Origin of the sequence: Synechococcus sp. CC9616 (genome assembly GCF_000515235.1) — a bacterium.
In the GTDB taxonomy this organism is placed as follows: Bacteria; Cyanobacteriota; Cyanobacteriia; order PCC-6307; family Cyanobiaceae; genus Parasynechococcus.
This window is the reverse complement of sequence record NZ_KI911558.1, coordinates 2,554-16,965: the sequence shown is the minus strand read 5'-3', so window position 1 is coordinate 16,965 and position 14,412 is coordinate 2,554. Positions and strand designations below refer to the sequence as shown.

Here is a 14,412-nt window from a genome sequence, read left to right as displayed (position 1 = left end):
TTTCCTTCTGTCCAAATAATGCTCTGTTCGTTGTATTGAATGAGCAATGAGAGCATTCCTCCTTTCACTACTCCTTTCACCCTTGACGCCTGCGAATGCAGAGGAACCAGAGATCAAGTGCCCGGGAACCAACACCGTAGAGATGCGATGGTGCGCCTCGGAGAGCTTGCAAGAGTCCAAGGCAGCGCTTGAGAAGAAACTCTCACCAGAGATGCTTGAGAGGTGGGAAGCAGCAACGAAAGAGGTCTGTGCTGCGGCCTATGCCCCTTATCAACAAGGAACCATCTATCCCCAACTGGTCGTTGGGTGTGATGACCGACTCAATCGAGTGCTGCTGGAGGAACTAAGAGGGTTGGGCTCTTGAGAGGCGGAGTGAAAGCAAGCTAATTGAAATATGGACGTTTCACACTAGATCGAAATTGGTAAACCTATCCCAATCCAAACAATCTGGGTAGTCTCGTTTTGCATCGCGCAGCGCATAATGAACAATTTTCCTTTCGTATTCTTTGGTGAGCTTTGGTGCTTCCCAGTCATCTCTCGGTTCATTGTGCCTATACAGATCTTCAGCTCCTTCAAATATTCCTTCTGTCGTCAACCAGCCTTGAGATTTTGCTTTGCAGTATTGCTCAAATTCGAACCGAATCCCCAATTTAATGAATTCATACCGATAATTCGCATAGCACAGTTTTCTGTTCGACCAACAATATTCATGATGGTTCTCCTCATTCACCAGTACTTCTACAGGTTCTGCTGAAACCATGACATGAGCTGCTGAAAGGATTAGTGCACCGAGTGCGAAAGGGAGTTTCATAGGAGACCAAGTCTTTTGAAATTGATCTTTAACTATTTTTAGACCCTAGAGGAACTTTCAATGTGCTTTGTACATGTTTGTTATTTAGTCGAATACCGAGGGCTAGAAGCTCCCGCATCCCATAGAAAATAAAAAATTGCATGAAGGGGTACGCCTTTGCAGAAGGGTCCGGTTTGTGTAGTGTTTATATCATCAATATTTCTGTGATTTGCTGTGAAGCCTTGCTGAAGCCATCCAGTTTCGTTATAAACACTTTATAAGCTTTCAAACAATAATGACCCAACATTCAGGCTCTATTCCGCGAGTGACTTCTGACGCTGGTTGGGTTGACACTCCGCATCAAGCGGCAATATTGACCCGATCCAATCCATCCAACACCGATACTCGCAAATACCAATCGGTCACTCAACACCAAACAAATACCAACTCTCTAGCTGTCAACAGGATCCAAATGACGACCGAGACTCTTGCCGCTTGAGAAACTGTCTGAATATTTCCTCAGGAACAGTGTGATTCGCAATTCGAGGGTCATGCTTCAGACGTGACTATCAGAAGCGTTCCCCGCTGTTGCTTCCCAGTTGGTCGTGCAGATGTGGAGGACGCTTTCTGACCTTGGAATCACAAGGCATCACAGCAGCCAGCCAGCGGGTGGAAGCGTTGCCCATCTTGATGGTGATCAGTTTGGGCGTGCCTGGCAGTTCGTCGGCTTAAAGCAGCACCTATGGGAGGTCCATGGCATCCCAGGCGAGAACACGTTCAATGGGCAGGTGATCAAGTTCCTAAAAGAGGATTCCAACTAATGAGAAAGATTGCTGCTGTTCTTACTGGTCTTTTGATTGCTGCACCCATGGCAGCAAATGCGCAAACAACAACCAATGATTTAGAAAGAGCGGCCAGTAGCAGGTGTGAATCCAAAAGATGCACAGACTTACAATATAAATTCAGCGAATGGTGTGCATCTGATCAAGATACCTGCTCTTGGAGGATGGCATCAGATCCGATAATTACAATGTGCTTTGCGGTCAAAAACGAGACTGTGCCTAAAGCTATTTTCGAAGCGTGGCTGATTGAATATATTAATGACTTCAAGAATTCGAGCGCAAGATACGACGAAGCTTTTATTCACGGCCTTGCGTATGCTGCCAATGAATGCAAATACATTTCCGAAACAATCATCGATGTTCCCAGTCTCCTTGGCTTCTGATTCATCCAAAACGTTGGGCAACCGCTTTTGCGAAAGGACTTGCGCAATTTATTCCCCAAGGGGTTGGGCGACAGGTTGTATTGCCAAATATGTCTCTCGCTCATTAGCCCAGCCGAATGGTTGAGCAGGAAGAATCGCTCAAGCTCCGTGGTAACAACAGATACTCGGATTAAGCGTTAAGAAGAATCTTTCATGCCAGCCCAAAAATGGATTATCAAAGATCACGTTTGAAATCAATGCGATGAAATGGCTGCTCTCGAAACTTGGTTTGCTCAGACAGGTCAAGAAGACCCAGGTCCTGAAGCAAGATCTCTCGTTTTTTAAGACATCGGTTTGCTCCAATGCCATCGCGTGCCAATGGGGCCTAAGACAGCAAACTCAGGTCTTGCTGAGCCAAAGTAAAGAAGCAGCGTTGATGATCAGAATCAGAGATGCATCCGGTGATGGCACTGTTGCTACAAAGGTGGTGGAACTCGGCCCCAACGCAACAAAAGCACAGATTGATATACCATTTACAAGCGGCCAGGTTCTTCTTGAGCTTGGTTATCGAACTGTTGGAGGTGACTTTATTACGCTTGAGTATTCATTCGTTGACCTTGGCCCCAAAATAATTATGCAGCCAGAGTTAGCCAACTGGTTTAGTAAGGAATCGGAGAATATTCACCAGGAAATGTACGATTTAGCGACCAAAGGAAGAGCCCTTGGTGGGTCCGAGCTCATGCCTATCGGCCGGTAATCCTGATGGTCACGAGGCATCTCTCGCCTGTTGAGGCTTTGCGTGTGACGTTGTGGGTGAGTTGACGTTGAAATGCTTCTCCTTATTTTGAGGGTGTAAATCATCTTTCTGGAGCCCTATGAAGCAAGTCGCATTGACTTTTCTTATGCTCCTGGCATTGCCTTTAAGTCCGCTAGAAGTCCGTGCTGATGACGGTCATGGGGCTGAGAAACTTGGTGTCACGATTAAAGAGTTAGTGAATTCAACGAAAGAATGGGACGGACAATCTCTTCCTGCTTACCCAGCTGGCCTACCGGAAATCAAAGTATTGCGCATCAAGATCCCTGCAGGTGTGACACTGCCATGGCACTTTCACCCCGTTATAAATGCGGCAGTCATTCTCAAAGGCCGTTTAGAGCTTTATTCCAAGGATGGGATGACGAAGGCTTTTGGGCAAGGTGAAGCTCTGATCGAAGTTGTTAATACAGTCCACGCAGGTAAGGCTGTGGGATCTGAAGATGTTGAGCTCATTGTGTTTTATGCAGGTAGCCAAGGGCAACCGACAACCGTTTTGTCCAAATGACATTCATGCTTTGAGCGCTCCGCCGCGCCTACCAGTGCGGCAAACGCCATCGAGGCATGGGAGACGATGCTGAAAACAGTTTGGGAACGCTGTTCACCGCCTGTGAGGTGACAAAAGACCCGCACAACTGTGGGCTTAGCGATTCACTCCGGATTATCGATCTCAGCTCAACAATGACCTGGAACTCAGACCTATCTGGATACTGTGATCTTGGTCAAACTGAACCTTTGCGACCAAGGGCCCATGCCAGAGGCCACCACCTCCGCTGTCGAAATGACGTGTTTGCAGGGAATGGCTGATCTGGAACGAATGGAAGGGCCTTGGTTGGAATCAATCGCGGACGGTGAACCTGAGGTTTCTGCCATCACATTGCGCTTGCTTCTGGCTCACATGACCACGACAAGCCATCGGCTGATGAGCGCGATGGTGCTGGATCGGATGGATTCAGAAAGAGCAACTGCCTCCAAGGCAGTTGATCGACTTCAAAGTGGTCCCACCCTCTAAAACGGGTCCACTTTTGCCCTTTTGAGGGGAACCCAAGGGCACCCTCGTCATCCAAGAACCAAGTCATAGCTTTAAAAAGCCTTGCCATGACTGTAAGTTTTTCTGCCTCTAAGCAGTCGGTCGATGGTTCGAATCCATCAGGGGGCGTTTACAAAACCAGCCAGGCACAGTGCACCGGGGATTCACTCCGTGACGCTTGATTTCACTTGAAACAGCATTCTGTTTGCATTTTGCAAACGGCTGATTCAAGGCAATAAAACCCCACCATTGCTGACGGGGTGGTGTGTGTAAGTGTGAGGTTTTATCGGGAGATCGATCGGCCACAATCAAACCGCCTTGTCTTTCCCTTGCGGGTTTTGTATAACTTTCAGCCGCCTACTCATACGGCATCAGGCTTCCCGATAGAACAATTAGAAGCTGTACTTCGTACAGGCGTAATTTACGATTGAGGTTGCCTGGTGATTGCCGTCAAACAGAGGACACTGGCACCAAGCAAGTGATCGGAGCAGGAATCACGAATCAAGAATGGTGAGCCGCAGCGGTGCGCCCGGAACAGCACTGAAAAAATTGGAATATTCCGGAACGAGTGTGACATCAACCCATTCATCGGCTTCGGCATGGCTGCCAGCCACTACGGGCAGATCAAAGGTCGCCGTGGCCTCACCTGGCGCAAAGGTGACGGAATAGCTGAGAATCAAAATATCATGAAATCCTTCGGAATAATCAGCGTAGGAGTCCCATAGCATCACATTCGGATCCAGATCAAATTCAAGCAAGACACGCGTTTCGGAACTGATATCCCCTTCTGATCGTGTCAGCTGCAACGTCTTCACCGTGGTGCCTGCACTGGGTTCCATCACCTGCGAACCTCCCACCCACTCAGCCGACAGTGCGGGCGCCTTCCAGCGGCGATCCAGGTCAAAGGTCCGGCTTTGTATCACCAACGGTGATCCCGTGATCGGCGACGGTGTCGTCCGTCCGGATTCGCGGCCATAGATAAATTGCAGGGCCTGAATATCCAGGGTCGTGAAGCCTGGGTCACCATCCGCATCTTGCTTATCGACATATGACATCACCGTGCCGTTGGTATCAATCACATCGTCACCATCACCATCAGAAAACTCATGGGGATGTTCCAGGCCCAAGGCATGGCCCAGTTCATGGAAGGCCGTGCTTTTCCATCCCGCTTCCAGCGAATCAGCAAACCGATAAGCATGGCTGTACACACCCTCGGACAGGACGATTTCCCCGGTGGGCTCTGTACGTCGATAGTCGTACGAGCTGCCATCCTCCAGCTTGGAGTGTGTGTACGGGGGTGATTGATAATGACCAGCACCATCAGACACAGACGACGCCGAGATCTGATTCAGCGTCAGCTGCGATTTGGGATGCGGCAGTGGAACCACAACAAATTCAGGCTCGATAATTGCATCGGTGGACGCGAGAACGTCTTCCCACCAACGCTGCAATTCGGCCGTGATTCCATCACCGAACGACACATAAATCAGGCCATCATCGGCATACAGATAATGAGATGAGTACCGATCACCCGAGCTAAGGCTCGTGTTATCAAGCAGGATGTTCAACGCATCCGGGATCTCCAGCAGCGGCTGCTGCGTTTCCCAGACCATGGCTGTGAGGTCGTAGGACCCAGTGAATGACTGTTGCGCATGAACCTCAGCGAACAGATCGCGACCATCACTCAGCCAACCCGATGTCGATGCTGTCGATTTGTTGTAAGCGGATGATTTGGCGAGTTCCCGCCCGTCAGCATCCACAAGCCTGAGTTTCGGCCAGGTGCCTGGATCGGCGGCCACGGAGAGAGAGACAACACTTCCAGCGGCTGCAGAGATCGCAAATCGATCCACCTCACGAGCGGTGTCGATTGAGCCGGACACCAACTTCTCCAAACGCTGAGGTCGCTGAGGCCCACCGCGAAACAAGGTCTGATTGGCTGGATCAAACCACGTCGATCCCGCTCCAGATATGAATGTGGAGGTGAGATCGATGCCTGGACCCGATGCATCGGATGGATCAGTGCTTGTCCCAGGATCGGTCGTGGTGCTGGGATCCCCCTCAGACTGGCCATCCACGAACCGCACCTGAGACGCTTTCAGATTGGTTTTGCGAGGCAGTCGCGCAATCAAACCTCCCTGTCCGTTACCAGGACCATCACCATTTTCGTTAAAAACAATCCAGCCCTTCTTTCGATAGAAAACAAAAGAATGATCTGATCTCAGCGCTATTTTATAGGCTTTTTTATTGCGAGCAGTGCTGATTGTTGCCGCCTCTTCCAGACCAAAAGCGGATCGATCGATGACCAACGTGTCAGCAGAAGCCGAAAACTTTTTTAGATGTTGCGCATATTTTTTCTTGAATGACCTGGGACGGCCGAGTTCGAACTCCTTTGCATTTTGAGCAATGCCATTGATAAAAATTCTCGTCATTGCTCATCTCATCGATCAATTTGGTTGAGTTTATCGAAATGAGCTGAGCGTCTTCGGGGCAAACGTCACGACCTGAGATGGCTGGCCAGACTTCACCGATGCCCCAGTTCCGCCCCGATCGAAACGATCACCCTGTGAGTCCGGGGGGTGAGGGTTGGCTTGTGAACGCCGATCAACACAAAGTTGTTCAGTTCAAACCCGATACGCCAACGGCTGATGCCCAGTGGGTGATCCTGAGGACGTTTAACTGGCGACCACCCGACTACCCAATCCCGCAGACCCGGCGAAGGATGCTTCGCCACAACGCCGTCGAGGAATGGGAGATGATGCTCAAATCAGGCGCGTGGAAGCGTGGCCAACCCAAATAGAGGCGGTCAGCAGCGCCAGCAAGCGCATCCAGGCAAAGCTCGGCATCATGTGTGGGTGACGATTTATCCATGTTCCGCCGCCTCTTCGTCGGACTGTTGGGCTCTGCGGTTGCCCTCGCCCTATTGCCAGCTCGCGCTAAATACTGCGACAACCAACCCACAGCTCGGGCTCTTATTGCCCCATGGAATGCTGCTGACCAGGAGTTTCTTGGAGGACGCACAACGATTCGCTACTACTTTGAAATGGGACGACGTTCCTATCAAGTGGTGTTCGGAAATGCAAAGGGAGAAATCATCCCCGGCTCCCAATGGCAAATTATCAAGTCGGATCCCTTCTATAAAAAAGAAAAAAAATTAGGCAAAAAGCTGATCAGAGCCACTGATCGGTTGATCAGTCTTGACTTCAGGGAAGTTCGTCGTGCCCAAGATGCTGACTTAGTCATTGTTGGATACTGCGATAAGAACGACCAAAAAGAGGGAGCTGTTGCTCAGAACGCTCAAGGGACCAAATACTTCATGATCTTGAATGGGTGTCGAGGAATAGCTACAGGGCAAGAAGATCCCGTATGGTTATTTCTGCATGAGTTTGGCCATGCCCTTGGCCTTGAACATCCCTTTTCAGATGTAGATGGGGATTGTCTTTATGACAATCAGCCCTTTTCAAATGCTTCTGCACACGCAGGGATGACGGTGATGGCTTATAAACCTCGGCCAGGTAGACCGCCTCGTTTTTTCACTGCTTACGATATTGCCGTACTTCGGAGAATCTGGGGCCCTGAATGACCGAGCTGTTAGCGCGTTCAATATGGCAAAAAACTTCTCAGATAGTGCCTGATCTTCAATGTCGACATAACATCTCTGGGCATGAGACGTCGCCCTGACAATTTTCTCCAATCGGCGCAGGTACTTAAAGATCGTCTAAGTTTTCATTGGAAATACCGCGATTTTTGCAGACAACAATAATTAGATTTTACGTTAGTTTTTTGTATTCGGCAATTTCTCCCTGACAATCCTTGAATTCATCCTATGAACTCTAATCAGCCACAAATTTACCTAGCCAAGGTCGCCTGTACTAAATCGCCGAGTCAGTAGCGCCTATGACCATCGGATGCAGAGATAAACCTGATAGTTAAAAGGGTTGCTGATCGGCTCGGATGCACGGCGAGCTGGTTGGACATGTCAAACGTCTCTGGCGTTACCCGATCAAGTCGATGCTTGGAGAGAGTCCAAGCCGATTGAACATTGGGCCGAGCGGCGTCGTGGGAGACCGCGGATACGCACTCTGGGATCGATCGACAGCGCGCGTCGCAAGTGCCAAGAACCCCAAGCTCTGGAAACACCTTCTGGATTTCACCGCTGAATACACCTGCGAACCTGTCGCCGGAAAACCATTGCCCACGGTTGCCGTCACGGGACCGTTTGTGGGTGTGGATGAGCCACCACAGACACGATGCAGTGATGATCCATCATTAATAGCTCTGCTGTCGAAGGAATTCGGCCGGGACATCAGTCTTCTGAATTTCGCTCCCCCAGGAGCCAGCTTGGACCAGTACTGGCCGGATGTGCCGGAGCGGGATTTTCAGAACGTGATCACTGAGCTGGAGATGCCGGAGGGCACTTTCTTCGATGCCTGCTCGATCCATGCGATCAGCACGGCAACCCTTGAAGCCCTGAAGCAGCGAGAACCGGATCTTGATTTTGCTGTAGAGCGCTTCCGTCCCAACCTGTTGATTGAACCGACTCCAGGCATGCAGGGATTTGTCGAGGAAAAATGGGTGGGAGGGATACTCACAATTGGTGAGCGGCTGCAGCTAAACGTTGACGGGGGCTGTCCTCGCTGTGTTGTCACAACCCTTGCTCAGGGCAATCTTCCGGATGACATGGGAATCCTCCAAGCCACGGCCCGCCACAACAAGGTCACCGCAGGGATTCGGCTCAGTGTCATGACCTCTGGAGCCATGGCGATTGATGATCCGGTGCGCTTAACTATTAATCAGTGATGCAAAATCTAACCACCCGAAAGCAACTAAGTGTCTAAATAACATCTGACCATTCCATCAATTCCAAACATCAAACAAAAGGCGCAGGACAACGCGGGGCGCGCGGACACAGTTCAGACATGACTGCCTGAAGTATTCCCCTCTCTGATCTACAAATACAGAAACCCTGTCGTTGCGGACGGGGGAGTGTGTGAGGTTTTGACGGGAGATGGATAAGAAGGAGGACCGGGAGAAGCAGGAGGCCTTCATGAAGGCTATGAATCAGTTTGCAGACCACTGCAGGACTGACTTACAAGGGATCAAAGCCAAGCTGAATGGTGGCACTACTAGGTCATTAATACCCATCCGTCACCACCCTGCTGCAATCGCCAGTAGAAGCACCTATCAACTGCCAACGCTATCCGTTGATACAGCCACTCTCATACTGAGACGGCTAAGACTAATGAGTAGACGCTGTTGCTGTCTTGCCTGCTCAATTTTCTAGTGATGCTGAGCAGGTACCAGACCTGGCTTTCAAGCTTCTAAAAGACCAACGACTTGACCAGTTCATTTGGCAGCGGGTGGCTTGGCTTCTGATGGAAGACAAAGAGGAAGAAGCCGACGCTTTACTTCAGGAGTTTGACTTGACGCTCCCTTGGGAAGACCCACTGAGCTGATAACAGTCATCGCCTACGTGTTCGCTGACTCACCTGTTGTTGAAGCGCAGGTTCAAGTCGATGAAGAACCCTTCGAGGTTCCGAATGAAGAACTCAACAAGCTCTTGGACGAGATCAAGGCACCCAAACGCAAGCGCCGTAAGTCTTCTGATATAGCGACACCTGCTTAATCCTCTCCCCTCACCTAACGGTTGGGGGATTTTTTCTCTCTAAATTAATCAGCCTTGATCTTGATACTTGCTGATAATGACAACCTGACACATGGATAGGATATGGCGGTTCAGATAAAATTACTGGTAAAAAGGGAGACGACATCATTGATGCTGGACTTCACGGAGGCAAGTCGACTTGGTTAAGGACGGATCTGGCTCAGACACCTTTGTGATTAAAGAGGGTTATTGGACAAGCATCAAAGACTTTAATATCACAGAGGACACTCTTAATTTTAAGGGCCTCACTAATGGTCTTAACTGGGATTATGACGGAGGCAAAACATATATTTGGGGTAATGACGGGCATGAAGTTGCTAGATTCTCAGGATATAAAAATCTTGATGACGCAAGCATTGTCTAGATCATTCATTTCCATAACTCCCCTCTCAGCAATGGAGGAGAGTTTCATTGCCTAAGAAGAACGGGGAACGCCTCAGGCCTTCACGCCTGATCAATGAACTTCGACATCCACATTGCACTGGTCTTCATCACCGCATCGACGGCCTTATCCCACCTTTCGAATAGACCCCTGGAATCTATCCACGACAACCTTCCAGCACACGTGCCCGCGTTCACTTCACGAATGAAACCGAAGTTCAGACGCTTGATGTCATCGCCAACCCACCAAAAACAGGGATATCGATCAAGATCAACTGCCGGAAACTTGCTAAATAATATAAAATTTTCTAACGATAAATCTCAGGTGTCTGGCACTAAAACCTCGTTAGAGCCAGGTGAAAGCCCTTGATGGAGCGAACCGGGGGAAGTGTAATAATATCAGCAACATGAATATTATTAAGTAGCTTCGAACTGGTTGGACATGGCATCCGGGTTACCACTAGCAGCCATTATTGATGCCGATTACGAACGCTCCCTAGGTTTCGATCGGGACAATGGCCACCTGAACAAACGCGCGAAATTAAACGTCTTTATCGACTCAGATGGAACGGAGGAGACTCCTTTTGGGCGTCCCGTGTCCATGACGTCCTATCGCTCATCGTTCATCGTTCAAACCTTCCAGCGTCTGGATCGTCTGCTTTCAGTCGGCTTCCGTTTCGTCAAGGGGTCGGAGAACGCCAATATCACTATCGGCCAATTCGACCGGTATCTAAGTGATGCAGGCTCGGCCACCGTGAATTCAGGCGGTGATCCCGAGAAAAGCAATCTTCTGCCGACAGCATTCCTGCGTGTGAAATCACAGCTGAGGGATCAGAACAGCCCGGAAATCTTTCAAGGCAGGTGGGAGCATGTGGTGCTTCATGAAATCGGCCATGCTCTTGGTCTTGAACACCCCTTCGACGCGGATGACGACGATGTCTACGCCAAAGAATTTGAAACATCGATCGACGAGACGAAAATGGCTTACGGCGACTCGTACAACACATGGACATACACAAGCTGGTACACCGACCTGGACCAGCATGCACTCGTCAGGCTTTGGGGAGGCAAGTTCAAACCGAAAACGTGGGAGCCCCGCTACAAAAACCTTGCTGAGAACATCAGCGTTTCAGAAGGGGGGAATCGCCAACATGCGCGTGCCCAGCGACAACTCCAAGGAAGCGATGGCTCTGATGTGATCAAGACCGCAAAAGGCCGACAGCGCAAGCGAGCTGTCCACGAATTCGTCCACGGCGGCGCGGGTGACGACCACCTGGCCGCATTCGGCGGTGACGACGTGCTGCGCGGAGGACCAGGAGATGATGTTCTCAACGGGGGCGACGGCATCGATATCCTGGACGGCGGCCCAGGGAAAGACACGCTGGTCGGCGGACTGGGTAACAACAGCTTTCTGGGCTGTAGGGACGGCTCAAGGGACCTGATCCGCATTCAACGAGAAGGCCATTTCCACGATCGTGGTCTGGATCGGGTGATGGGGATCGATCCGATCGACCGGATCATTCTTGAGGGGGCATCAAGCTCAGAGATCTCGTTTCAATGGGGTGGGCACAGCTTTATCGACGGGGATTTCATCAAGGGCTGGATCGTCTCCGTCGACGAGAAACCGGAACTGGTGATCAGCGACCTCGATTTGAGACTTGCAGAACAGGACCTGAGTCGCATCGTCCGAGGAGATGGCTGACCCATGCCTAAAGGCAGCCATATCTCCCTGTTCCTGTTGGAAGGTGGGCTCAAAATTGATCTCCCGAAGACAATTCTCAGCCGTTTCACCTGCTGCGTTGAGGTTCTGAAGGTTTTATCAACGCAACATTAAAATAGTTGCTCACATTGGTTATGCGCACAATTTTCAGGAAGCCAAAGAGGCGTTGGTCAATATCAACCGCTGTAATAAGCTTGATGATCTTTTCAGCCACCGTGGTTTGTCTGGAATGGAGCGATTCAATGACCCTTGGCCTGAACAATGATCCGAACCAGAGTGCCCACAACACTGCGTTCCATGAATCCACAGATCTGGTCACGGATCAATGAGGCAAACGTGATCAAGCATCAAACTCATGTGACAACCAGGATTCCGTAAACCCCAAAATTGCAGCAAGCATTTCAGACATTCGCGTCTGGACCATGATCTTCGAAACGTACATTGCCCTATCCCTTTTGAATGAAATCGCTATGCCACTGAGAGCCAAAACCCTGGAAACTTCAAGTGTTTGCTCTCTGGAGGCGAGCAGAACTTTGGTAAACGAGCAGTCGAAGAGCTGCTATTGAACTGACTTGACCCATCCCTGACTGAAACACCTAGTTCTCTAAGTGGTTAAGCGCCCTGGACTTTCAACGAGAGCCAGCTTTCTAACCAGCTTCTGGCGCCCACTTGCCTTCTTTAGGATCAGCGAACCTAACTGACCAAAGCTCTTCGTCAGTGACGTTGCCGTTCTCGTCCAATAATTCCGGATGAATAGTTCTCAAGCCAGTTCTGTCCTTCCTGGCTGCCAGGCCTGGATTAGCAGAATTTCGCATTGACTGAAAAATCTGAACAAGAAGACAGGCAAAGACAAAGGCATAAGCAATGGGAAAAAAGGTGGACATCACCAGCCATTCAATAATGTTACAGAACGTTAACCGCTCGGCTGCCTTTGCGTGGCTGTGATGAATCAGCCTCAGGAGTCCAACCCCTCGCCTTCAACCGGGCAGGAGACTAAAGCCTTCAAGCCCTGAGAAGTGAACGCACTCCAGCTCGCGACCGTTAATGAAGCTCCATTCCTCCATAGCCGGTTCCGAGTGAACCTGTATTGCTATTGATCGGGAGTTAAGAGCAACAAGCTTACAAGCGACCTTGCTGGAGACTATTGATCACAAATGCAAGCCTTATTGAAAATATATCGCCAGTTAAGCGCTCTGAGCATTGGCATTTATAGTGCGGAATGAGACAATTAATTCACGAGATTGGGTGAACTGAATACGGCACAGAAACCTTAAGTATGCCCAATATAGAGCCTCCCACTGCCATATTGAAGCGGTACGATTGTGTTTGAAGCCATTTCTTGCAAGCCTTCGCCAACAGCGGAACAAGTAGACATCCGGCGAGAGCCACAGTGATTGCAGTACTAATTAACATATTAAGGACCAATAGCAATTAACCAAGTGTGTCAACGCTGATCAAGCTGAGCGACATCACGGATGGGTAGAGAGCAAGCCAAACTAACAATTTTAAAGAAATCAGCGCTCCTGGATAAGGCCCTAAAAAACTTCTAAAGGGAGTCTTGCCGTGGAACCAGGATGATCCCTGCAAGAAGAATTCAGTCCATCCCTTAGAGGAAGCCATCTGACGCATGCAAGGCCTTCAGCATGTCGAATCAACCACATCCTGCAACATTACTCAGTAGGCAAGAGTTTTATTGTGCGTTTTCTGGAATTTGAGGAGCTGACTTTGCGGCTTTAGGTTCTCCCAACTGAAGCGCCGCTTAGAAACACGAGCATGGAGATCGTCATAGTTCATGACCGACATCCACCTAGCAGGGATGAACGTGATGAGCTTAAACATTCCCATCCAATGCCCTATTGAGCACGGAACATAAAAAACCTGCCATCACTGAAGGGATATTTCTATAGACACTGTCTATAGAAATATCCAACACAATGGAGTAACTCGTTACTATTAACGAACCTAAACAATGCGATGTGAGGCGTGGTCATGGCCAGAGTGATCATGACCGGAATGATCATGGCCAGAGTGATCATCTTCAGTGTCATTTCCCGCTGGAATCGTCATGTCCGCCATGTCATTACAAACCATCCAGGAGTCTCCATGTTTATGGGCACCCTTGCAACCAAAATCCTTTGCTGCCGCCTTCGCCGCCGACTTACTTGAAAACATCGTTTGCATCGATGTCTTATCACCACCGTCATGGTCGTGGTCGTGGTCGCCAGTCAGCGAATCGGCTGAGAAGGATTCCAATCCCTCGAATTGGTCCGCACCTAACTCAGGTTTGCTCTTGAACGTGGCTAGCAAACCACCAACCTTCTTCCCACCCCAGCCTTTCAAATCACCATTGTCATTCAGATAAAGCTTCCCTTTCTTCTCGTCGTACACAACATCCGCGTCGGACTTCATCAGCTTCTTGAGTTCCTTCTTACTGGAGGCAATCGCGAAGGTACCCTCTTCAAGACCATCTACATGAATTAGTAGGGCATCGGCATCCAGGGCTTTCTTCTTGACGGGTTTTTTTGGAGATAACTCCAGAAGCTCTTCGCCGTGCTCATGCCCGTGATGATCATGACCATGGTCGTGGTCGTGGTCGTGGTCGTGCCCGCCAGACATCGCAAATGCCAAGGATGAGAACCATTCTTAGCAAGGGCGGGCGTACAAAGCAATTTGAGCAAGAACTTCTTGGTCTGAACGTTCTTACAGGAGCGGGCACGCCATTCTCACAATCGTTGAATTCGCTCCCCATGGCAATGAGCACGACAGCTGATTGCCGGGAGCTTCACCTTTGACGAAAGTAGGTTCATCGAGATC

At 49.8% G+C, this 14,412-nt stretch carries 16 protein-coding genes and 1 tRNA gene; 12 read left to right on the top strand and 5 right to left on the bottom strand.

The features are described 5' to 3' along the window. The first annotated feature begins 82 nt into the window (after nt 1-82). The gene (locus tag SYN9616_RS0100120; protein WP_369791909.1) at nt 83-364 is read left to right on the top strand and encodes a DUF1311 domain-containing protein; all 282 of its coding nucleotides are present in this window, start codon (nt 83-85) and stop codon (nt 362-364) included. 39 nt (nt 365-403) lie between these two features. Here the strand turns inward: SYN9616_RS0100120 and SYN9616_RS0100115 are convergent, their stop codons facing one another. Beyond that, nucleotides 404-811, bottom strand: a complete 408-nt coding sequence (locus tag SYN9616_RS0100115) for a hypothetical protein (protein ID WP_028951312.1) — start codon at nt 809-811, stop codon at nt 404-406. 721 nt (nt 812-1,532) lie between these two features. Here SYN9616_RS0100115 and SYN9616_RS16920 point away from each other — a divergent pair. From SYN9616_RS16920 to SYN9616_RS16910, 5 genes are all read left to right on the top strand, one after another. Further along, nucleotides 1,533-2,015, top strand: coding sequence for a hypothetical protein (locus SYN9616_RS16920; protein WP_156918602.1), 483 nt, complete (start codon nt 1,533-1,535; stop codon nt 2,013-2,015). Nucleotides 2,016-2,256: 241 nt separating this feature from the next. Next, nucleotides 2,257-2,751: a hypothetical protein gene (locus SYN9616_RS0100100; RefSeq protein WP_028951309.1), complete on the top strand. Its 495-nt coding sequence runs from the start codon at nt 2,257-2,259 to the stop codon at nt 2,749-2,751. A gap of 118 nt (nt 2,752-2,869) precedes the next feature. After that, nucleotides 2,870-3,313 (top strand): cupin domain-containing protein, encoded by a 444-nt coding sequence (locus SYN9616_RS0100095; protein ID WP_037990514.1) that lies wholly within the window; start codon nt 2,870-2,872, stop codon nt 3,311-3,313. 243 nt (nt 3,314-3,556) lie between these two features. Beyond that, nucleotides 3,557-3,817: a hypothetical protein gene (locus SYN9616_RS0100090; RefSeq protein ID WP_037990512.1), complete on the top strand. Its 261-nt coding sequence runs from the start codon at nt 3,557-3,559 to the stop codon at nt 3,815-3,817. A gap of 15 nt (nt 3,818-3,832) precedes the next feature. Next, nucleotides 3,833-3,964, top strand: a tRNA-OTHER gene (locus SYN9616_RS16910). Nucleotides 3,965-4,329: 365 nt separating this feature from the next. Here the strand turns inward: SYN9616_RS16910 and SYN9616_RS0100085 are convergent. Then, complete coding sequence (locus SYN9616_RS0100085) at nt 4,330-5,910, bottom strand: M43 family zinc metalloprotease (protein ID WP_232199811.1); 1,581 nt, start codon at nt 5,908-5,910, stop codon at nt 4,330-4,332. Nucleotides 5,911-6,341: 431 nt separating this feature from the next. On the opposite strand from SYN9616_RS0100085, the gene SYN9616_RS0100080 reads away from it, so the two are divergent. The 6 genes from SYN9616_RS0100080 to SYN9616_RS0100045 all read left to right on the top strand — a co-directional run bounded on the left by SYN9616_RS0100080 (nt 6,342) and on the right by SYN9616_RS0100045 (nt 11,580). After that, nucleotides 6,342-6,632 carry a DUF1651 domain-containing protein gene (locus SYN9616_RS0100080; RefSeq protein WP_232199805.1) on the top strand — a complete coding sequence of 97 codons (291 nt, stop codon included), beginning with the start codon at nt 6,342-6,344 and terminating at the stop codon, nt 6,630-6,632. Between the two features lie 69 nt (nt 6,633-6,701). Then, nucleotides 6,702-7,415 (top strand): reprolysin-like metallopeptidase, encoded by a 714-nt coding sequence (locus SYN9616_RS0100075; protein ID WP_028951304.1) that lies wholly within the window; start codon nt 6,702-6,704, stop codon nt 7,413-7,415. Between the two features lie 371 nt (nt 7,416-7,786). Then, nucleotides 7,787-8,632 carry an MOSC domain-containing protein gene (locus tag SYN9616_RS0100070; protein ID WP_028951303.1) on the top strand — a complete coding sequence of 282 codons (846 nt, stop codon included), beginning with the start codon at nt 7,787-7,789 and terminating at the stop codon, nt 8,630-8,632. A 634-nt stretch (nt 8,633-9,266) separates the two neighbouring features. Continuing rightward, a complete protein-coding gene (locus SYN9616_RS17760; protein ID WP_232199798.1) occupies nt 9,267-9,458 on the top strand; it encodes a hypothetical protein in 192 nt (63 codons plus the stop codon). A 178-nt stretch (nt 9,459-9,636) separates the two neighbouring features. Continuing rightward, the gene (locus SYN9616_RS17755) at nt 9,637-9,861 is read left to right on the top strand and encodes a hypothetical protein (protein ID WP_028951301.1); all 225 of its coding nucleotides are present in this window, start codon (nt 9,637-9,639) and stop codon (nt 9,859-9,861) included. A gap of 618 nt (nt 9,862-10,479) precedes the next feature. After that, entirely contained in the window at nt 10,480-11,580 is a 1,101-nt protein-coding gene (locus SYN9616_RS0100045) for a M57 family metalloprotease (protein ID WP_037990510.1), read from the top strand. Nucleotides 11,581-11,665: 85 nt separating this feature from the next. On the opposite strand, the gene SYN9616_RS16900 is transcribed toward SYN9616_RS0100045, so the two are convergent. The 3 genes from SYN9616_RS16900 to SYN9616_RS0100025 all read right to left on the bottom strand — a co-directional run bounded on the left by SYN9616_RS16900 (nt 11,666) and on the right by SYN9616_RS0100025 (nt 14,214). Further along, nucleotides 11,666-11,812, bottom strand: a complete 147-nt coding sequence (locus SYN9616_RS16900) for a hypothetical protein (RefSeq protein ID WP_156918600.1) — start codon at nt 11,810-11,812, stop codon at nt 11,666-11,668. A gap of 433 nt (nt 11,813-12,245) precedes the next feature. Next, nucleotides 12,246-12,482: a DUF2973 domain-containing protein gene (locus SYN9616_RS0100035; RefSeq protein ID WP_369791908.1), complete on the bottom strand. Its 237-nt coding sequence runs from the start codon at nt 12,480-12,482 to the stop codon at nt 12,246-12,248. 1,078 nt (nt 12,483-13,560) lie between these two features. Next, nucleotides 13,561-14,214, bottom strand: coding sequence for a hypothetical protein (locus SYN9616_RS0100025; RefSeq protein WP_028951298.1), 654 nt, complete (start codon nt 14,212-14,214; stop codon nt 13,561-13,563). Nucleotides 14,215-14,412 lie beyond the last annotated feature (198 nt).